Annotated in this window: 18 protein-coding genes; 7 read left to right on the top strand and 11 right to left on the bottom strand. The window is 74.2% G+C overall.

Annotated elements, in window-relative coordinates:
* The first annotated feature begins 38 nt into the window (after positions 1-38).
* Positions 39-947, top strand: coding sequence for an NB-ARC domain-containing protein (locus OC439_RS21560; protein WP_262015002.1), 909 nt, complete (start codon positions 39-41; stop codon positions 945-947).
* A 10-nt stretch (positions 948-957) separates the two neighbouring features.
* Here OC439_RS21560 and OC439_RS21555 read toward each other — a convergent pair whose 3' ends face one another.
* Together OC439_RS21555 and OC439_RS21550 are read right to left on the bottom strand one after the other, a co-directional pair.
* Positions 958-1,632: a pyridoxamine 5'-phosphate oxidase family protein gene (locus OC439_RS21555; RefSeq protein WP_262015001.1), complete on the bottom strand. Its 675-nt coding sequence runs from the start codon at positions 1,630-1,632 to the stop codon at positions 958-960.
* A 28-nt stretch (positions 1,633-1,660) separates the two neighbouring features.
* Positions 1,661-3,133, bottom strand: a complete 1,473-nt coding sequence (locus OC439_RS21550; RefSeq protein WP_262015000.1) for a PLP-dependent aminotransferase family protein — start codon at positions 3,131-3,133, stop codon at positions 1,661-1,663.
* A 46-nt stretch (positions 3,134-3,179) separates the two neighbouring features.
* Here OC439_RS21550 and OC439_RS21545 point away from each other — a divergent pair, with 46 nt between their 5' ends.
* Positions 3,180-4,487 (top strand): FAD-binding oxidoreductase, encoded by a 1,308-nt coding sequence (locus tag OC439_RS21545; protein WP_262014999.1) that lies wholly within the window; start codon positions 3,180-3,182, stop codon positions 4,485-4,487.
* A 61-nt stretch (positions 4,488-4,548) separates the two neighbouring features.
* Here OC439_RS21545 and OC439_RS21540 read toward each other — a convergent pair whose 3' ends face one another.
* The 4 genes from OC439_RS21540 to OC439_RS21525 all read right to left on the bottom strand — a co-directional run bounded on the left by OC439_RS21540 (position 4,549) and on the right by OC439_RS21525 (position 7,026).
* The gene (locus OC439_RS21540) at positions 4,549-4,911 is read right to left on the bottom strand and encodes an ArsR/SmtB family transcription factor (protein WP_135240741.1); all 363 of its coding nucleotides are present in this window, start codon (positions 4,909-4,911) and stop codon (positions 4,549-4,551) included.
* Positions 4,912-5,006: 95 nt separating this feature from the next.
* Positions 5,007-5,414 (bottom strand): arsenate reductase ArsC, encoded by a 408-nt coding sequence (locus OC439_RS21535; protein WP_262014998.1) that lies wholly within the window; start codon positions 5,412-5,414, stop codon positions 5,007-5,009.
* 58 nt (positions 5,415-5,472) lie between these two features.
* Complete coding sequence (arsB, locus tag OC439_RS21530) at positions 5,473-6,558, bottom strand: ACR3 family arsenite efflux transporter (RefSeq protein ID WP_262014997.1); 1,086 nt, start codon at positions 6,556-6,558, stop codon at positions 5,473-5,475.
* Between the two features lie 84 nt (positions 6,559-6,642).
* Positions 6,643-7,026: an ArsR/SmtB family transcription factor gene (locus OC439_RS21525; protein WP_262014996.1), complete on the bottom strand. Its 384-nt coding sequence runs from the start codon at positions 7,024-7,026 to the stop codon at positions 6,643-6,645.
* Positions 7,027-7,197: 171 nt separating this feature from the next.
* On the opposite strand from OC439_RS21525, the gene OC439_RS21520 reads away from it, so the two are divergent.
* On the top strand, positions 7,198-7,524 hold the full coding sequence (locus OC439_RS21520; protein ID WP_370585014.1) for an ArsR/SmtB family transcription factor: 327 nt from the start codon (positions 7,198-7,200) through the stop codon (positions 7,522-7,524).
* Positions 7,525-7,598: 74 nt separating this feature from the next.
* Positions 7,599-9,014, top strand: coding sequence for an NAD(P)-binding domain-containing protein (locus OC439_RS21515; protein ID WP_262014995.1), 1,416 nt, complete (start codon positions 7,599-7,601; stop codon positions 9,012-9,014).
* A 178-nt stretch (positions 9,015-9,192) separates the two neighbouring features.
* On the opposite strand, the gene OC439_RS21510 is transcribed toward OC439_RS21515, so the two are convergent.
* From OC439_RS21510 to OC439_RS21495, 4 genes are all read right to left on the bottom strand, one after another.
* Positions 9,193-9,969 carry a DUF2470 domain-containing protein gene (locus OC439_RS21510; protein WP_262014994.1) on the bottom strand — a complete coding sequence of 259 codons (777 nt, stop codon included), beginning with the start codon at positions 9,967-9,969 and terminating at the stop codon, positions 9,193-9,195.
* 151 nt (positions 9,970-10,120) lie between these two features.
* The gene (locus OC439_RS21505; protein WP_262014993.1) at positions 10,121-10,417 is read right to left on the bottom strand and encodes a DUF1540 domain-containing protein; all 297 of its coding nucleotides are present in this window, start codon (positions 10,415-10,417) and stop codon (positions 10,121-10,123) included.
* A gap of 415 nt (positions 10,418-10,832) precedes the next feature.
* The gene (locus OC439_RS21500; protein WP_262014992.1) at positions 10,833-11,510 is read right to left on the bottom strand and encodes a response regulator transcription factor; all 678 of its coding nucleotides are present in this window, start codon (positions 11,508-11,510) and stop codon (positions 10,833-10,835) included.
* Positions 11,507-13,462, bottom strand: coding sequence for a sensor histidine kinase (locus OC439_RS21495; RefSeq protein WP_262014991.1), 1,956 nt, complete (start codon positions 13,460-13,462; stop codon positions 11,507-11,509). Before OC439_RS21495 ends, OC439_RS21500 begins: the two co-directional genes overlap by 4 nt.
* A 279-nt stretch (positions 13,463-13,741) precedes the next feature.
* Here OC439_RS21495 and OC439_RS21490 point away from each other — a divergent pair, with 279 nt between their 5' ends.
* Both OC439_RS21490 and OC439_RS21485 read left to right on the top strand, forming a co-directional pair.
* Positions 13,742-13,921, top strand: a complete 180-nt coding sequence (locus tag OC439_RS21490) for a hypothetical protein (RefSeq protein WP_262014990.1) — start codon at positions 13,742-13,744, stop codon at positions 13,919-13,921.
* Positions 13,918-14,934: a cupin-like domain-containing protein gene (locus tag OC439_RS21485; RefSeq protein WP_262014989.1), complete on the top strand. Its 1,017-nt coding sequence runs from the start codon at positions 13,918-13,920 to the stop codon at positions 14,932-14,934. The genes OC439_RS21490 and OC439_RS21485 overlap by 4 nt, the downstream gene beginning before the upstream one ends.
* Before the next feature lie 6 nt (positions 14,935-14,940).
* Here OC439_RS21485 and OC439_RS21480 read toward each other — a convergent pair whose 3' ends face one another.
* Positions 14,941-15,063, bottom strand: a complete 123-nt coding sequence (locus OC439_RS21480) for a hypothetical protein (RefSeq protein WP_262014988.1) — start codon at positions 15,061-15,063, stop codon at positions 14,941-14,943.
* A 587-nt stretch (positions 15,064-15,650) separates the two neighbouring features.
* Here OC439_RS21480 and OC439_RS21475 point away from each other — a divergent pair.
* A partial coding sequence (locus tag OC439_RS21475; protein ID WP_262014987.1) for a non-ribosomal peptide synthetase occupies positions 15,651-17,948 on the top strand: 2,298 nt, incomplete at its 3' end.

Genomic DNA, 17,948 nt, shown 5'->3' with positions numbered 1-17,948 from the left:
ACCAGAACCGGTACGGAGACGACGCTGTGATCGGCTACATGGATACTTTGGGTCATGAGATCGCTACCGCACGGCGAATGGCCAACCTGACCCAGGAGGAGTTGGCCGCCCGCACCGGACTGAGCGTCCGGAGCATCCGCAACCTGGAGTCGTCGCGGGTGACCCGTCCGCGGCCCGCGACCGTCCGGCTGCTCCGCGACGTCCTCGGCCTGCCCGCCCGCCCGGCGGCCGCGGCCCGGATCCGCCCCATGCAGCTGCCGCTGGAGATTCCCGGCTTCACCGGCCGTTCGGCACAACTGCGGCAACTCGACCGGCTGCTCGACGGCGGGCCGTGGCGGATGTCGAGCGTGGTGGTGTGCGTGCTGTCCGGCCGGTCCGGCATCGGCAAGACGGCGCTGGCGCTGCGCTGGGCGCACCGGTCGGCCGCCCGGTTCGCCGACGGGGTGCTGCACGTCCAGCTCGGCGGCAGCGACCCGGTACGGCCGGCGGTGGCGCCGGCCGAGGCGCTCGGCGGCCTGATCGAGGCGCTCGACGTACCCGGTGGGGTCCCGTGCGGACCGGCGGCGCGCACCGGGCTCTACCGCAGCGCGCTCGCCGGGCGCCGGATGCTCATCGTGCTCGACGACGCCCGCGACGCCGACCAGGTGCGGCCGCTGCTGCCCGGCGTACCCGGCTGCATGGTGGTCGTGACCAGCCGCAAGCGCCTCACCGGCCTGGTCGTCGGCGAGGCCGCGTGCCCGGTCGTGGTCGACGAGCTGGCCGCCGGCGAGGCGTGGGACCTGCTGGCGGCGCGTCTCGGCGAGCGTCGCCTCACCGCCGAGCGTGCGGCGGTACGGGAGATCATCGCGCACTGCGCCGGCGTACCCCGGGCGCTGGCGGTGGTGGCCGCCCGGGCGGCCGTCCAGCCCCGGCTGCCGCTGGCCGAGGTGGCCCGCCAGCTTCGCTAGGGCCGGCCGGTCACCGGCGGTCGGCGCGGGTGCCGGCGCGCGCCGCGACGTGCGCCGGCACCGGCGTCGCCGGCGGCAGCGCCGGGTCGGTCACCGGCTGCTCCCAGCGCGCGACAAGCGGAAGCTCGCCGGCCCAGAGGCCGAGGGCAGCGTCCGGGCTGTCGCCGTCGTCCGGCGGTCCGCTGCGCGTCTTGACCGACGCCTCGGCCAGCGGAAGCGCCAGCAGCGCGGTGGCAGCCAGTTCCCGCCGGTTCGGCCGGCGGGCGTGGTCCCACTGGCCGGGGGCGACGTGCTCGGTCAGCAGCCGCAGGCCGTACACCTTCTCCTCGGCGTCGGTCACCCACCGGGGCCGGCCGTAGATCATCGCGCTGCGGTAGTTGATCCCGTGCTCGAACACCGAGCGCGCCAGGACCAGCCCGTCGACGACGGTGACCGTCACGCAGACCTCGGCGTCGGTGGTGAGGCTCCGGCTGGCCACCGAGCCGTGCAGGTAGAGGTGCCTGTCGTCGAATCCGTAGACGGTCGGCACCACCATCGGTCCGCCGTCGACGAGGACGCCCAGATGGCAGACGGAGGCGGCCCGGAGCACGTCGAACAGGGCGGCGCGGTCGCGGCGCCCCTTCTCCTTCATCCGGCGCAGGGTGGTACGCGGCGTCGCGGACAACCGCCCGTCGGTATCGGTCATGACTGATCTCCTGTCGGCCCCGCCGTTTCTACCGGCTCCGGCCGCGGTCCTCAAGGGCCGGCCCACCGGACCGAGCGGGGGAGGGGGCCGGGGGAAGGATCCGGCACAGCGCCTCCAGCGCGGCTGCGTACGCGTGCTCGGGCGGCGTCGCGTAGCCGATCACGAGGCCGTCGAGGGCGGGCATGGTGGCGTCCGGGTGGCGGAAACCGCCCAGCCCGTCGAGCGCGATCGACCGTCCGGCGGCGGCCTCCACCACCTGGCGCTCGGTCCCGGCGGGCAGGCGCAGCACGGCGTGCAGCCCGGCGGCGACGCCGGTCGGCGTGACGTGCGGGGCGTGGGCGGCGAGCGTGGCGACGAGACGGTCACGCCGGGCGCGGTACCGCTGGCGCATTCGGCGCACGTGCCGGTCGTACCGTCCGGAGTCGAGGAAATCGGCGAGGGTGAGCTGGTCCGTCACGCCCGCCCACGCCTCCCGTTCACCCTTGGCGTCCAGCACCGGGCCGACGAGCCGCTCGGGCAGCACCATCCAGCCCAGACGCAGCGCGGGGGAGAGGCTCTTGCTCACCGAGCCCAGGTAGACGACGCGCTCCGGGGCCAAGCCCTGCACCGCCCCCACCGGATCCCGGTCGTACCGGAACTCGCCGTCGTAGTCGTCCTCCAGCACCAGCCCGTCCCGGCCCTCCGCCCACCCCAGCGCGGCGAGGCGTCGCCGGGGATGCAGCGGCCCGCCGGTGGGGAACTGGTGCGCGGGCGTGAGCAGCGCCGCCCGTACCCCCGCGAGGCCGGTCAGCTCCTCGGTGCGGGCGCCGTCCGCGTCGAGCGTGAGCGGGGCGGTACGGACGCCTGCCGCCGCCAGCACCGCGCGGTGGAACGCGAGCCCGTAGGACTCCACCGCCAGCGGGCCGCGCAGAACCCGGCCGCCGTAGAGCAGGCGCAGCGCGTGCGCGACACCGGAACACACCACGATCCGGTCCGGGGTGGTCCGGACGCCCCGCGCCCGCGCCAGGTACCCGGCCAGCGCCCGGCGCAGCTCCGGGCGGCCCTGCGGATCGCCCGGCCCGAACGCCTCGTTCGGCGCGGCGGTCAGGGCGCGGCGCGCGGACGCCAGCCACGCGGCGCGCGGGAAGGAGGCGGCATCCGGCTGCCCCTGCCGCAGATGGTGCACGGCCGGGGCCGGACGCGCGGGCATCTGCCTCGGGACGCGGGCGACCCGGGCGGGCTCGGCGTGCGGCGCCACTCGCGTACCGGACCCCTGCCGGGCGACCAGCCATCCCTCGGCCACCAGTTCGGCGTACGCGGCGGCGACGGTGTTGCGGGCCAGGCCGAGGTCGGCGGCGAGGGACCGGTACGGCGGCAGGAGGGTGCCGGCCGCCAGTCTCCCGTCCCGGACGGCGTCGCGCAGCGCGCGGGTGAGCGCGGACCGGCGGCCGCCGGCGCCGGACAGCTCCAGATGCAGGTCGCTGCCCAGCCGCCGCGCCGGATTGGCCCACGAATCCATCATGCGAATGCACCCTAGTCGGGGTCTTTTCCGCTCCTAGTGTGGGCTCATGGACACGCTCATGAATGCTCCGCACCCGCTTCGCTCCGCCGTCCGGGGCCGGGTCCTGCTGCCGGGCGACGAAGGGTTCGAGGTGGCCGGCCGGGCCTGGAACCTGGCCGTCGCGCAGTCACCGGCGGCGGTGGTCGAGGCCGCCGACGCGGACGACGTCGCCGCGCTCGTCCGGTACGCCCGTTCGGCCGGACTGAGCATCGCCGTGCAGCCCAACGGGCACGGCGCCACCGGCCGCGCCGACGGCGCGATCCTGCTGCGGACCGGCCGTCTGGACACCGTGGAGATCGACCCGGTCGCCCGGCGGGCACGGGTCGGCGCCGGTGTGCCGTCCGGCCTGCTCCAGGCCGCCGCCGCGCCGTACGGGCTCACCGGGCTGCCCGGCAGCTCCCCCGTGGTCAGCGTGACCGGGGTGGCGCTCGGCGGCGGACTGAGCTGGTTCGGCCGCGCGTACGGCTGGGTGTCCGACGCGGTCACCGCGTTCGACGTCGTGGACGCCGAGGCGCGGCACCGGCGCGTCACCGCCGAGACCGCCCCCGACCTGTTCTGGGCGCTGCGCGGCGGCGGTGGTGACTTCGCGATCGTCACCGCCCTCGAACTCGCGCTGCACCCCGCGCCGGACCTGTACGGCGGACGCATGCTGTGGGCGGCGGCGCACGCGCCGGACGTGCTGCGGGCGTTCCGGCGGATCACCGCCACGGCACCCGAGGAGCTGACCGTCTGGATGGACCTGCTGCACTTCCCCGGCGCCGATCCGATGGTCGCCCTCGACGTCACCTACCTCGGCGCCGGGGCTGCGGCGCGGGACCTGCTCGCACCGCTGGACCGGTTGACCCAGCCGATCTCCGACAGCAGGCGGAACATGCAGGTCACCGAACTCGGCGGCATCACGGCCGAACCCACCGACCCCAGCCCCGGTATCTCCCGCGCCGAACTGCTGACCCGCCTCGACGACGACGCGGCCGGGGCGCTGCTGGCCGACCCGATCGCCCCGCTGCTCAGCGTCCAGCTCCGGCACCTCGGTGGCGCCCTCGCCCGGGACTCCGACAGCCCGCACGGCCCGCTCACCGAGCCGTACGCGCTCTACCTGTTCGGTCTCGCCACCGACCCGGCGGCGGTCACGGCGCGGCAGCGGGCCCTGGCCGCCGCCCTGCCGGTCAGCGGGCGCAAGCCGGTGACCTTCCTCAACCCGGACGAGACGGCGGCGGACGCGTTCACCCCCGCCGTCCTGACCCGGCTGGGGGCGGTCAAGCGCCGCCACGACCCGGACGGCCTCGTCCGGTCCAACTTCCCGGTGGCCGGTTGAGGCTCCGGGGCGCGACCGTGGCAGGTCGGCGGGTGCACGCGGCAACCCGGTGGTGACCTGCTCAGCGGACCTTCTTCGTCGGTCGTTTACGAGGCGGCGTCAGCAACTCGGCGATCGCCGAGATCGCGGACGGCACCAGGCGGTAGTACGCCCACACACCCCGCTTCTCCCGCTCGATCAGGCCGGCCTCGGTGAGGATCCGGAGGTGATGGCTGACGGTCGGCTGGGAGAGACCGAGCGGCGCGGTGAGGTCGCTGACGGACGCCTCGCCCTCCGGCGCGGACTGGATCAGGCTGAGCAGGCGCAGCCGGGCCGGGTCGGCCAACGCCTTCAGGACGCCCGCGAGGCGTTCGGCGTCGGCACGCTTGATCGGCTCGCCGGTGAGCGGCGAGATGGCAGGGGTGGCAGTCTTCGCAGTTCCCACGCTTGCATCGTCGCACCAACGGCGGCCGCCCGCCGGTGCAATCAGGACCGGATCATCGTCGGTTACCACTACGGTGTCGACCGGGAGGGCGGGTGTCAGGCGGTGGGGTGCAGTTCGGCGAGCAGCCGTTCCACCCGGGTGCGGATCTCGTCCCGGATGGGGCGTACCGCGTCGACGCCCTTGCCCGCGGGGTCGTCGAGCTTCCAGTCCTCGTACCGCTTGCCCGGGAAGACGGGGCAGGCGTCACCGCAGCCCATGGTGACGATGACGTCCGAGGACTCCGCCGTCTCGTACTCCAGGAGCTTGGGGGTCTGGCCGGTGATGTCGATACCGACCTCCCGCATGGCCTCGACGGCGGCCGGGTTGACCTGGCCGGCTGGCGCGCTGCCGGCGGAGCGCACCTCGACGGTGTCGCCGGCGAGGTGGCGCAGCCACCCGGCGGCCATCTGGGAACGGCCGGCGTTGTGCACGCAGACGAACAGGACGCTGGGCTTGTCGCTCATCGGGTCTCCCTGATACGGGTGGTTGCCGCGCGGCGTGCCGCAGCGCGGTCGGGGCGTCTCACGGCCGGGTGCCCGGCGCGGGGAACAGGCGGGCGCGGGCCCACAGCGACACGTAGACCAGGCCGACGAGGACCGGGACCTCGATCAGCGGGCCGACGACACCGGCGAGGGCCTGGCCGGAGGCGATCCCGAAGGTGCCGATCGCGACCGCGATGGCCAGTTCGAAGTTGTTGCCCGCCGCGGTGAACGCCAGGGTGGTGGTGCGTTCGTAGTTGAGGCCGATGGCCCGGCCGAGCAGGTAGGAGCCGGCCCACATGAGGGCGAAGTAGGCCAGCAGCGGCAGAGCGATGCGGGCCACGTCGGCCGGCCGGTCGGTGATGGCCTCGCCCTGCAGGGCGAACAGCACGACGATGGTGAACAGCAGTCCGTACAGGGCGACGGGCCCGACCCTGGGCAGGAACCGCCGCTCGTACCAGTCGCGGCCCCTGGTGCGCTCGCCGAGGCGGCGGGAGAGGTAGCCGGCGAGCAGGGGGATGCCGAGGAAGACGAGTACGTTACCGGCGATGTCCCAGCCGGAGACCTCCAGCGCCGCGCCGTCCAGACCCAGCCAGCCCGGCAGCACCGACAGGTAGAACCAGCCGAGCAGGCCGAAGGCGACGACCTGGAACACCGAGTTGACGGCGACGAGGACCGCCGCTGCCTCCCGGTCGCCGCAGGCCAGGTCGTTCCAGATGATCACCATCGCGATGCAGCGGGCCAGGCCGACGATGATCAGACCGGTGCGGTACTCCGGCTGGTCGGCCAGGAACACCCAGGCCAGGGCGAACATGACGGCGGGACCGACGATCCAGTTGAGGACCAGCGACGAGACCAGGAGGCGCCGGTCACCGGTGACGGTGTCGAGGCGGTCGTAGCGGACCTTGGCCAGGACCGGATACATCATGATCAGCAGGCCGAGGGCGATGGGCAGGGAGATGCCACCGACCTCGACGGCGCCGAGAGCGTCGTCCAGGCCGGGGACGATCCGGCCGAGCAGCAGACCGGCGACCATGGCCAGGCCGATCCAGACCGGCAGGAACCGGTCGAGGCGCGACAGGCGTGCCACCACCGGCGGGGCATGGTCGGCTCTGGTGGCGGTGCTCATGGACGCTCCAGTGGGGTGTCGGTGTGGCGGCAACGGGGCTCGGCGGTGATCGGACCGCCTTCCCGCGGGGGTGTGGCGTGCGGCCTACCGCTGCGCCGCCGCGGCCGGCTCGATCGACAGCAGGCCGGCGAGCTGGCGCAGGATCTGCGGCCGCGCGCGGTAGTAGACCCAGGTGCCCCGCCGCTCGGCGTCCACCAGGCCCGCCTCGCGCAGCGTCTTGAGATGGTGGGAGATCGTCGGCCCGGTCAGGTCGAACGCCGGCGTCAGGTCGCACACGCACACCTCGCCGCCCTCGGCGGAGGCGATCATCGACATCAGCTGCAGCCGTACCGGATCGCCGAGGGCCTTGAACGCGGGCGCGAGCACCGCCGCCGTCTCGGCCGGGACCCGGCGCTGCGCCAGCGGGGGGCAGCACGGCGCGTCGGCGCTGAGGTCGACGAGGGGGATCGGCGCCTGTTGCTTCGGCATGTCTCTAGGTTGACATCTATCTAATCAGCGTGCAAGTCTCTGTTTAGACCGACATCAAGACAGGGTGCCGCCGGAGAGGGCGTCGTCAGGCGGGGCCCGTCCGGCGATCGCCGGCTCCGGCGCCTGCTAGACTTCATCGCCAATCGGCGATAAACGATTGAAGGAGTGGTGGTGGGCGACCTCCTCGACCGCGACACCGCGCAGACCTACGCCTCGTGGTTCCGGGCGCTCGCGGACCCGACGCGGGTGCAGATCGTGGAGTACCTGGCCCGCCACGCCCGGCCGATGAGCGTGGGGGAACTCGTCGCCGCGGTCGGGCTCGCCCAGTCCACCGTCTCCCAGCACCTGAAGATCCTCACCGAGGTGCGGTTCGTGCTCGTCGAGCCGGTCGGCACCGCACGCCACTATCGCATCAACGACGCCTGTGTCGGCTGCTTCCCGTCCGCCGCCGACGTCGTCATGGGTCGCCCGGCGCCCGATCCGGTCGGAGTCTGCTGACGGCCACCCGGTGGCGCGACGTGGTGTCACCGCACCTGACTGATTCGACAATCGCCAATACAGAGGAGTTCCCGATGAGTGTCCTGGACGAGTCGCCCGTCGTGGTGATCGGCGCGGGCCCGGTGGGTCTGGCCGCCGCCGCCCACCTGCGCGAGCGTGACCTGCCCTTCCTCGTCCTGGAGGCCGGTGACACCGCCGGCGCGGCCGTGCGGCAGTGGGGGCACGTACGACTGTTCTCCCCGTGGCGGTACAACGTCGACCCGGCCGCCCGCCGGCTGCTCGACGACGCCGGCTGGGTCGCCCCGGCCGATGACGTCCTGCCCACCGGCGCAGAGCTGGTCACCGACTACCTCCAGCCTCTCGCGGAGCTGCCGCAGCTCAAGCCCCACGTGCGCTACGGCGCGCGGGTAACGGCGATCAGCCGGCTCGGCCTGGACCGGCTGCGTACCGCCGGCCGCGAACAGACGCCGTTCCTGATCCGCCTCGCCGACGGCGATGAGCTGCTGGCCCGCGCCGTCATCGACGCCTCCGGCACCTGGGGCACCCCCAACGTCCTCGGCGCCTCCGGCCTGCCGGCCCGGGGCGAGGAAGACGCGGCGGCGTTCCTCGGCCACGCGCTGCCCGACGTGCTCGGCGGCGACCGGCACCGCTTCGCCGGCCGGCGCACCCTCGTCGTCGGCGCCGGCCACTCCGCCGCGAACACCCTGCTGTCGCTGGCCGAGCTGGCCACCGCCGAACCCGGCACCGAGGTGATCTGGGCGATCCGCTCGTCCAGCCCGGCCCGCACATACGGCGGCGGAGACGCCGACGCCCTGCCCGCCCGCGGCGCGCTCGGCGCCCGGCTGCGTGACCACGTCGACGCCGGCCGCATCCGGCTGCTCACCGGCTTCTCCGTGCACGCCCTCACCCCGGCCGAGGGCCGGGTCGCCGTGGTCGTCCGTCACGCCGACGGCACCGACGAGTCCGTCACCGTGGACCGCGTCGTCGCCGCCACCGGCTTCCGCCCCGACCACTCGATCGCGGCCGAGCTGCGGCTGGACCTCGACTCGGTCATGGGCGCGACCCGCGCCCTCGCCCCGCTGATCGACCCGAACGAGCACTCCTGCGGCACCGTTCCCCCGCACGGCGCCGCCGAACTCGCGCACCCCGAGGCCGGCTACTACACCGTCGGCATGAAGAGCTACGGCCGCGCGCCGACGTTCCTCATGGCCACCGGATACGAGCAGGTCCGTTCCGTCGTCGCCGCTCTCGCCGGCGACTGGGACGCCGCCCGCGACGTCCAGCTCGACCTGCCCGAGACCGGCGTCTGCAACAGCAACCCCACCGACTCCACCGGCACCGACGGCTGCTGCGGCCCCGACCCCGCGGCCCCGCCGGCCGCACAGGGGCTGGCGACCGGAATCTCCGGGGGCCTGCTCTCCGCACCGCTCAGCCTGGTCAGCCTCGACACCCCGGCCGGCGGCCAGGCCGGCGGCTGCTGCACCAGCTGACGACCACCACGACGGTGCCCGCCGACCCCACCGTCGGCGGGCGCCACCGGTGGCGCGCCGCCGCCGCGGCGATGCGTTCGGTACGGAGTGGAAGCGACGGGCACGACGGCGAACCCTGCTGCCCTGTGGCGCTCGTGGGCAGCCTCGATCCGGGCGGACGAGGTCCGCCCCCGGCGCCCTAGGCGAGCAGCGTCCGCAGCGCCTCGGCGAGGCCGGCGCCGGCGGTGACCGGGCGGGCGAAGGGCAACCGGGTGTCGGTGTGACCGTCCGGCCGCTCCGCGCGCAGCACGATGCCCTCGGCGTCGAGCGCGACCGGGACGATCCGCGTCGCGTCGGCGCCCCTGTCGACGAGCGCGCCGAGCCGGTCCAGGACGTCGCTGTGGCACCGGGCCAGGTGCGCGAGGTGGGTGGCCTCGTCGACGGCGATCGGGTCCGGGCGGGCGGCCCGGTACGTGCCGAGGTCCACCGCGACGGGCTCGGCGGCCCGGTCGAGGACGATCTCGTCCGGCGCGATCGCCCACAGCGCCACCTGCGGCAGGTCGAGCAGCGACATCACGGTGGCCGGGTCGCAGGCGTCGAGCGCGGCCGGGTCGAAGCGGCGGGCGGTGCCGACGATCCGCAGCCGGGCGCGCACCCGGGAGCGCACGGCGACCGGGGCGAGGTGGGTCACGTCGAGGCGTACCGCACCGCTGTGGCCGCGCGCGGCGACCAGCAGGCCGCCGGTGCGGCTCATCGCGTCGACCGCGAGCACGATCGTGCCGTCGGGGAGGACGGCGTGGGCGGAGAGGAGATCGGCGGTGGTGTCGCCGAGCGTCAGCCGCACCGAGGAGGCGGCGTTCAGCACGCACCGGGCGGAGACGGCGTCTCGGGGCGTGGAGGGGAGCGCCGACGGCCCTGCGCTGACCGGGGCGACGCCGGCCGACGGGGCCGGGCGCCCGGCGGGGTGCAACGCCATGTCTGTCTCCTCGGCCGGGAAGGGTGAAGTCGGCCCAGGTCAGACGGTAGTAGGTAAGGCTTACCTGTGCAACCGCGGGTCGGGTGCCGCACATGCCGTACGGGTCACGACGGTGACCGTCGTGACCCGTACGGGCGTGGTGTCCGGTTCGTCAGGCGGGCTGGTAGGTCAGGCAGTCGCTGACCGTGGCGCCCGGGCCGACGGTGATCGACTCGGCGGTGCAGGCGAGGTTGGTGTTGTGCACGCACTCGGCCCGCGCGCAGGCGCCCACCGCGCCGGTGACCTCGGCGATCCCGCCGCTGAGCGAGGACTCGACGAACGTCGCGCAGGAGGCCGCGTCGGCGGACGCCGCCACGGTGATCGCGGGAGCGTGACAGCCGTTGTCGTTGAAGCTGCACGCGGTGGCGGCGCATTCACGTACCGGCGGAGACTGCAACAGGGTCTTCATGGTGCCTCCAAGTCATGCGGGCCGGCGGACACGAACGCCGGCCTCGTGGTGCTCGAATGCCATCGGGTATTTGCCGGGCGGCCCGGTCCGCAAACCCGTCCGCCGTCAGTGAGGATCATGCTCACCTTAACAACGGAATGCGGGGTTGGTGGCCGTAAGCAGTCGTTTCCGCGCCGAGTCCGGACCGGCGAAGATGAGCCTTACCTTGGTTAGGGAAGGCTTTCTTTCCAGGCCGGGAGACGTCTTTGTCCGCCCGCTTCGGGCGCGACAGGCCGGCCGGCGCAGCGCCGGTGAGCAGCCACGAAGCCGACCGGCCGGTGCCGGGGCCGTCATCCGGAACAGCGGGCGGTAATCGTCTCCGCCGCCCGCATCGGAATCGAGACCCCGGCTGCCGATTCGGAATCGGCGGCGCCGGTCAGCGGGCCGGGGACGGTGGCAGTTCGGCGGCGTTCGGATTACCCATTCCGTGGTCGCGCGCCCGGGCTATCGCCTCGGCGCGGCTGCCGAGACGGAGTTTGACCAGAATGGCGGAGACGTTGTTCCGCACGGTCTTGGCGCTCAGCCCGAGCCGGTGCGCGATGAGCGGGTTCGACAGGCCCCGGGCGAGCAGGCCGAGCACCTCGCGTTCCCGGTCGGTCAGTTCCGGGAACGGGCCGTCGGCGCGGGCGCCCAGCAGAGCGGCGGCGCGGTCGGCGAGCGGCCCGCCGAGGACCAGGTCGCCGCCGGCCACACCCCGGATGCCGCGCTCCACGTCCGCGGCCGAGGCCCCCTTGAGCACGTATCCACGCGCTCCGGCGCGTACCGCGGCGACGAGTGAGGCGTCGTCGTTGAGCATGGTCACCACCAGCACCCGGACCTCCGGGTGGTCACGGCTCAACGTCCGGGTGGCCTCGATCCCGGACCCCGGCCCGAGATGGAGGTCCATCAGCACCACGTCCGGCCCGGTGCTGCCGACCAGCGCCCGGGCCTCGGACGCGTCGGCGGCCTCGCCGACGCACTCGATGCCGTCGAGGGTGTCCAGCAGCGCGCTCATGCCGAGCCGGAAGACCGGGTGGTCGTCCACCACGACGACGCGGATCGGGCTGTCGGTCACCGGCACTCCAGGGGGACGGTCAGGCAGACGGTGGTGCCGCGGGAGGGGGCCGGCCCGACGGTCAGCGTCGCGCCGACCGCCTGGGCCCGTTCCCGCATGGCGTGCAGGCCCACGCCGGGGCGGACCGGCCCGGCGGCCACGCCCCGGCCCTCGTCGGTGACGGTGACCCGGAGCAGGTCCGGTCGCCGGTCCAGCGACACGGTGCAGGTGTCCACCCCGGCGTGCCGGTGCACGTTGCGCACCGCCTCGGCGGTGACGCCGTACGCGGCGGTGGCTACCGGCTCCGGCAGCGGGTCCAGCGAGGCGGGGGCGCGCATCACGATCCGCAGCCCGGCCCGCGCGTACTGGGTGCGCAGCAGGTCCAGGGCGGGACGCAGCCCGCCGTCGGCGAGCACCGGCGGCAGCAGCCCGTGCGCCAGCTCCCGCACCTCCGCCGCCCGTGCGGTCAGCTCCTCGGTCAGCCGGTCCAGCAGCTCCTCGGCCCGGTCCGGGTCGCGGCGCAGCAGGTTGCGGGTGGCGGCCAGGCCCAGCCCGATGCCGCTGAGCGCCGGTCCGAGGCCGTCGTGCAGGTCCCGGCGCAGCGAGCGGCGCTCCTCGTCGCGTACCTCCGCCAGCCGTTGCCGCGACCGGGCCAGGTCCCGGTTCGTGCCGGCGAGGTCCACCATCGCGGCGACCACCGGGGCGAGGACGGCGAGCGCCTCCCCGGCCCGGTCGTCCAGCAGCTCGCCGGGCCGGGGCCAGGCGTGCAGGTGGCCGACCAGCCGGTCGCCGCGGACCAGCGGCACCGTGACCGGCGGCGCGCCCTCGTGCGGCGGCGGCTGCGGCCCGTCCTCGGTGATCCGCACGTCGGCCAGCCGCAGCGCGGTGGCCACCGCCGCGCCGATGTCGGTCGTGCTGCCGCCGCTGCGCACCACCCGGTGCAGCAGGAGTTCGGGCGGCTCGCCGTGCACCAGCCCGTCCACCCGTCGCTGCACGAGCGCGCGGACCGGCTGGAAGGCCGCCGCGATCACGCCGGTGACCAGCAGCTGCGGCAGCGGCGCGGCGTGCGGCAGCAGCCGGTCGGACACGGCGACCGCCGCGCAGTAGGCGGCGATCACCGTCGCGGTCATCAGGTACCAGACCAGGGTGCGCCGGACGGCCAGCCGCAGGCCCCACAACTGCTGGCGCAGCACCACCACTGCCACCGCCGCGGGGAAGAACGCCTGGGAGGCGAGCATCAGCAGCGCGGGCGCGGCCGGCGGCACCACCGCCGGTGGCAGGAGCGTGGCCAGGAAGGCCAGGGTGAGCAACACGCTGCCCGCTGTCACCCAGCCGAGGCCGTTGCGCCGCGCGGGCTCCCCGCGCCGCCACCGCCACGCGACGCCGGCGGCGGCGAGCGCGCCGAGCCCGACCAGCGCGTACGGCAGGACGGGGGACAACTGTCGCAGCAGCGCGGCGCGGGCGTCGCGCAGCTCCGGCGTCAGCGGCACCACTCCCACCGGCGGCGGCGCGGTGGCGAGGACGGCCACCGTCAGTGCCACGTACCCCAGGCCGATGGCGACCGCGACCCGGTCGAGCCGGCCCGGGGGCCGCTCCGGCAGCAGCCAGGGCATGACCACGACGAGCGAGTAGAGGCCGGGCACCCAGGCCCACTGGTGCACTGCGGTCAGCAGCGGCGGCCCACCGACGGCGAGCTGCCACTGCGCGCAGCACGCGGCGAGCGCGCCGCCGAGCGCCGCCGCCGTGGCGATCCACCCCGGAAGCCGGCTGCCGCGGCGCCGGCGGCTCAGGATCAGCCATGCCGCCGCGCCGTATACGACGCCGTCGAGCAGGTCGACGAGCGAGTAGAGCTGGGCGGCGGTGAACGGGGGAGTCGCCACCGCCCAGCCGGCGACCGCGCCGAGCGTGAGCACGCCGGTGGCGACGAGGACGGCCCAGGCCGTTCGACGCGGAGTGAGGAGGTCGTCACGCATGTCGGGTCCACTGTGTCAGGCCGGGAGGCGTCGGGGGACCACCTGAACGGCGTGAGCCGGGTGGCGGGCCGGGCGGTACGCGGGCCCGCCGTACCGTTTCCGCGCCGGCGCGGCCTGCCGCCGTCACCCTGCGGGCGGCGGTGTCCCGGCGGCCAGGGGTGGATGTCCCGGTCCGGCCGGGACGGTGCGATCGGCCGTGCGGTGCGGCGACGGCGTCCCGGACCGGACGGGATCGCCGTCCCTGGCGGGCCGGGACGCCGCGCCGGTTGACTGCCGGGCATGACCGAAACCACGCCGGACCACATCCCGGCCCACGTCAAGAACTCCTACGTCAACTGCTCCGAGTACACCCGGGCGCCCCGGCTCACGCCGCCGCCCGCCGACGTCCGCGGCGACGCCGTGGTGCTGTCGCTCCGCCCGACCGCGCCGGCCGCTCCGCCCGTCGAGGTCACCCGGTGACGGTGGCCGCCGCGCCGGGCCTGCTCCCCGCCTGGCGGGAGTGGCTCGCCGAGAACCTGGCGATGGGCGTCGCCGCCGGGCAGGCCCGCGCGGCGGCCGTCGCCGCCGGTGCGGACGCCGACGCCGTCGACGCGGAGCTGGCGACGCTCGCCGGCCACCCGTACTTCGCCGTGTGCCGGCGGCTCGCGCTGCGCTACGACTGGATGGAGTCGGTACTGGACACCTACCGGGTGCTGCGCGAGGACGACGGGGGCCGCGCCCTGGAGCGCCGGTCCGATCCCGGCGCCGAGGAGTTCTTCGCCCGTTACTACTTCGGCAACCGGCCGGTCGTGCTCGACGGCCTGATGGCGGACTGGCCCGCGCGGGACTGGACGCCGGCCCGGATGGCCCGCAGGTGCCCGGACGCGGTCGTCGAGGTGATGACCGGCCGCGAGGCGAACCCCGACCACTCCTGGCAGTACGACAGGCACCGCACCACCATGCCGTTCGCGGACTACGTGGCGTTGCTGGACTCCGGCGCGCGGACGAACGACTACTACATGGTGCCGCGCAACGAGAACTGGAACGGCGCGCTGCGGGCGCTCGCCGCCGACGTGCGGCCGCCGGCGCACCTCGTCGACCCGGCCGGTGGCGGGCACCTGCTGCTGGGACCGGCCGGTACCGTCACGCCGTTGCACGTGGACAACAGCACCGTGCTGCTCTGCCAGGTGCTCGGGCGCAAGCACGTCCGGCTGGTGCCGTCGTACCAGCGGCACCTCGTTTATCCCCGCGGCGGGACGTTCAGTGCGGTGGACGCGGCACGACCGGACCTCGACCGGCATCCCCGGTACGCCGAGGCGACGGTGCTGGAGACGGTGCTCGAACCGGGGCAGATGCTGCTGGTGCCGGTCGGCTGGTGGCACTGGGTGCACGCGCTTGACGTCAGCGCCACTGTCACGTTCCACCACTTCCGGGTGCCCGGCCACAACCACAGGATGGCCACGCCGCCGGCGGCCGGTGCCGAGGCCGTGTAGCGAGCGTCACACTCCGGCCACAGTGGCCGGTCCGGCGTCGCCGGCACGGTCGGCCGGTCGGCCGGCCGCGTCCACCGTCCGGGGGAGGTGCCCGTGGTACGACGGGCGCACGCCCGGTCCGCCGTTCATGTCCACCACCGCCGCCCGGGCAACCGTACGCGAAGAATTTTTTCGCCGGGTTGCCCGGCGCGGCGGTGCCCATGGGAGGCTGCGATGCCCGGGCGCCCGTCCCCGCCGCCATCTGCGGCGATGCGTGAAAAGGCGTCCCTGAATGGGCGTCAGTCCTCGAAGATCCACGTCGAGTTGTCGTCCATCGATCATCGGCTTCCCGACAGGATGGGGTTTGCGAGAGCGTCGGACGGCGTTGCAGAATGAGTCCGTCCGGAGGTGTCGGGGGATCTGCGTCCGGAAACGAACTTAAGGATCGTAAAGGTCGCTTGGGAGTGATTCTGTGATCTCTCGTTTGTGGTCGTAGCGGGACCAAATCCGACATACGGCTACGTGGGATGGCGTCCAGCCAGGCCCTACCCCTGATCAGTACGAGCGGTGGAATAGGTCGTGCATGCGACCGATTTCCGCCTTGCCATGCATTTCGCCCGATGGGTGAATGAATGGGCGTGGCGCTTCGGGATGTCTGACCGAATTGCGCGCCGACGCAATCGCATGCGTCGGTAATCGCTTGTCGCCTGCCGGTTTCCAGTCGAGGAGAATTCGAATTGCGCCAGCTAGAGAACTGTGTCCAGGTTGATTACTCTCCGTCGTTCTCCCAGCACCGCATGTGGTTCCTCGACCGGTTGGCCGGTGGTCGCGACACCGCGTACGTCACGACTCCGATGTGGCGGGTGCACGGCCGGCTGGACCGGGAACGGTTCCAGAAGGCGGTGGACACGGTGGTCGACCGGCACGACGCGCTGCGCGCCCGTTTCGTGGAACGCGACGGCATGCCCCGCGTCGTCCTGCCGCCCTCGGCCGGCACCCCCGTCGACTGGCGCGCCGCCGGCTCGGCCGCCGAGGTCGCCCGGGCGGCCGAGGCGGAGGCGGAGCGGCCGTTCGACCTGGCCACCGGACCGCTGCTGCGGGTCGTCGTCTGGACGCTCACCGACACCGAGCACGTGGTCCTGGCGGCGACGCACCACATCGCCTCCGACGGCTGGTCGGTCGGCCTGCTGGCCCGCGAGCTGGCCGCCGCGTACGCCGGGGAACCCCTGCCCGACCTGCCCGTCCGGTACGTCGACTACGCCGAGCGGCAGCGCCGCGAGCTCGACGGTGACCGGCTCCGCGCCGACCTGGACTACTGGCGTGACCGGCTCGCCGGCCTGCCCGCGCTGACCCTGCCCACCGACCGGCCCGCCCCGGAGCGACCCTCGCACACGGCGGCGACCACCGAGTTCGTCCTCGGCCCGGACCTGGTGGCCGGCCTGCACCGCGTCGGCCGGGAACACGGCGCCACGCTCTACATGACGCTGCTGGCCGCGTTCCAGGTGCTGCTGGGCCGGTGGAGCGGGCAGGACGACTTCGGCATCGGCTCGCCGGTGGCCGGCCGGGACCGGCCCGAGGTGGAGAACCTCATCGGACTGTTCGTCAACACGGTGGTCACGCGCGCCGACCTGAGTGGCGACCCGACGTTCGCCGAGCTGCTCGGCCGGGTCCGCGACGACGCCCTCGACGCGCTCGACCACCAAGAGGTCCCGTACGAGCGGGTGGTCCGCGAGTTGCGGCCCGAGCGGCCGGACACCGACTCGCTGATCGACGCCTGGTTCGCGATGCAGAACGTGCCGGGCGACGGCCCCTCGGCCGGACCGCTGCGCTTCACCGACTTCGAGACCGACCGCCCCAAGGCGCTGTTCGCGGTGTCGCTGTTCGCCCAGCCCCGCGGCGACGAACTCGCCATGACGCTTGTCTACCGGACGGATCTGTTCGATGCGGTGTCGATCGGTCGGTTGGTGGGTCGGTGTCGGGAGTTGTTGGTGGCGGTGGTGGCTGATCCGGGTGTGCGGGTTGGTGGGTTGGGGTTGCCGTCGGGGGAGCGGGGTGTGTTGCGGCGTTTCGGTGCGCCGGAGGTGGTGGGCCGGGTGGTGGATCCGGTGGTGGGGTTCGAGGAGCGGGTGCGTCGTGGTGTGGGTGCGGTGGCGGTGGTTGCCGCGGGTGGGGTGGTGTCGTACGGGGAGTTGAACGCGCGGGCGAATCGGGTGGCGTGGTGGTTGCGGGGTCGTGGTGTGGGTCCGGAGTCGCTTGTGGGTGTCCGGTTGCCGCGTGGGGTGGACATGCTCGCGGCGGTGTTGGGTGTGCTGAAGGCGGGTGGCGCGTATGTGCCGATCGACCCCTCCTGGCCGGCCGCGCGGGTCGACGTCGTCCGCGCGGACGCCGGGCTCGAACTCCTGCTCGACGGCGAGCTGCCGGACGGCGGCCGTGACGACGACCCCGGTGTGCCGGTCGCGGACGGGCAGTTGGCGTACGTCATCTACACGTCGGGCTCGACCGGCCGGCCCAAGGGTGTCGGCGTGTCGCGGGCGGCGATGGCCGCGCACGTGTCCCGGATGCGACGCCGCTTCGGACTCGGCCCGAACGACCGGGTGCTCCAGTTCGCCGCCCTGGCCTTCGACGCCTCGATCGACCAGATCTTCCCCGCGCTGAGCTGCGGGGCCGCGCTGGTGCTGCCCGAGCACGGCCTGGTGGCCCCGGCCACCCTGCTGCCGCTGCTGGCGCGGCACGGCGTGACGCTTGCCAACCTGCCGCCGGCGTACTTCGGCGAACTGGTCGCCGAGCTGACCGAACGGGACGGCGAGGTGCCGCGCGACCTGCGGCTGATGGTGCTCGGCGGCGACCGTGTCCGCCCCGACGACGTGGACCGTTTCGCGTCCCGGTGCCCCGACGTGACGGTGCTCAACGCGTACGGCCCGACCGAGACCACGGTCACCACGACGGTCGCCGACCTTCCGCCGGGCCTCACCGGCACGCCGCCGATCGGCCGGGCGGTGGGGGACCGGGCGTTGTACGTGCTGGACGGTTCGCTG

It is taken from the genome of Micromonospora sp. Mcm103 (assembly GCF_024519755.1).
GTDB classification, from domain to species: Bacteria; Actinomycetota; Actinomycetes; order Mycobacteriales; family Micromonosporaceae; genus Micromonospora; species Micromonospora aurantiaca.
This window is presented reverse-complemented; position numbering and strand designations above follow the sequence as displayed.

Coding starts and splice junctions, on each gene's coding strand:
- OC439_RS21550 (WP_262015000.1), bottom strand. CDS start 3,133: ATGATGGATTCGTGGGCCAATCCGGCGCGGCGGCTGGGCAGCGACCTG.
- OC439_RS21545 (WP_262014999.1), top strand. CDS start 3,180: ATGGACACGCTCATGAATGCTCCGCACCCGCTTCGCTCCGCCGTCCGG.
- OC439_RS21515 (WP_262014995.1), top strand. CDS start 7,599: ATGAGTGTCCTGGACGAGTCGCCCGTCGTGGTGATCGGCGCGGGCCCG.
- OC439_RS21495 (WP_262014991.1), bottom strand. CDS start 13,462: ATGCGTGACGACCTCCTCACTCCGCGTCGAACGGCCTGGGCCGTCCTC.
- arsB (WP_262014997.1), bottom strand. CDS start 6,558: ATGAGCACCGCCACCAGAGCCGACCATGCCCCGCCGGTGGTGGCACGC.
- OC439_RS21505 (WP_262014993.1), bottom strand. CDS start 10,417: ATGAAGACCCTGTTGCAGTCTCCGCCGGTACGTGAATGCGCCGCCACC.
- OC439_RS21560 (WP_262015002.1), top strand. CDS start 39: ATGGATACTTTGGGTCATGAGATCGCTACCGCACGGCGAATGGCCAAC.
- OC439_RS21490 (WP_262014990.1), top strand. CDS start 13,742: ATGACCGAAACCACGCCGGACCACATCCCGGCCCACGTCAAGAACTCC.
- OC439_RS21535 (WP_262014998.1), bottom strand. CDS start 5,414: ATGAGCGACAAGCCCAGCGTCCTGTTCGTCTGCGTGCACAACGCCGGC.
- OC439_RS21480 (WP_262014988.1), bottom strand. CDS start 15,063: ATGAACGGCGGACCGGGCGTGCGCCCGTCGTACCACGGGCACCTCCCC.
- OC439_RS21555 (WP_262015001.1), bottom strand. CDS start 1,632: ATGACCGATACCGACGGGCGGTTGTCCGCGACGCCGCGTACCACCCTG.
- OC439_RS21525 (WP_262014996.1), bottom strand. CDS start 7,026: ATGCCGAAGCAACAGGCGCCGATCCCCCTCGTCGACCTCAGCGCCGAC.
- OC439_RS21510 (WP_262014994.1), bottom strand. CDS start 9,969: ATGGCGTTGCACCCCGCCGGGCGCCCGGCCCCGTCGGCCGGCGTCGCC.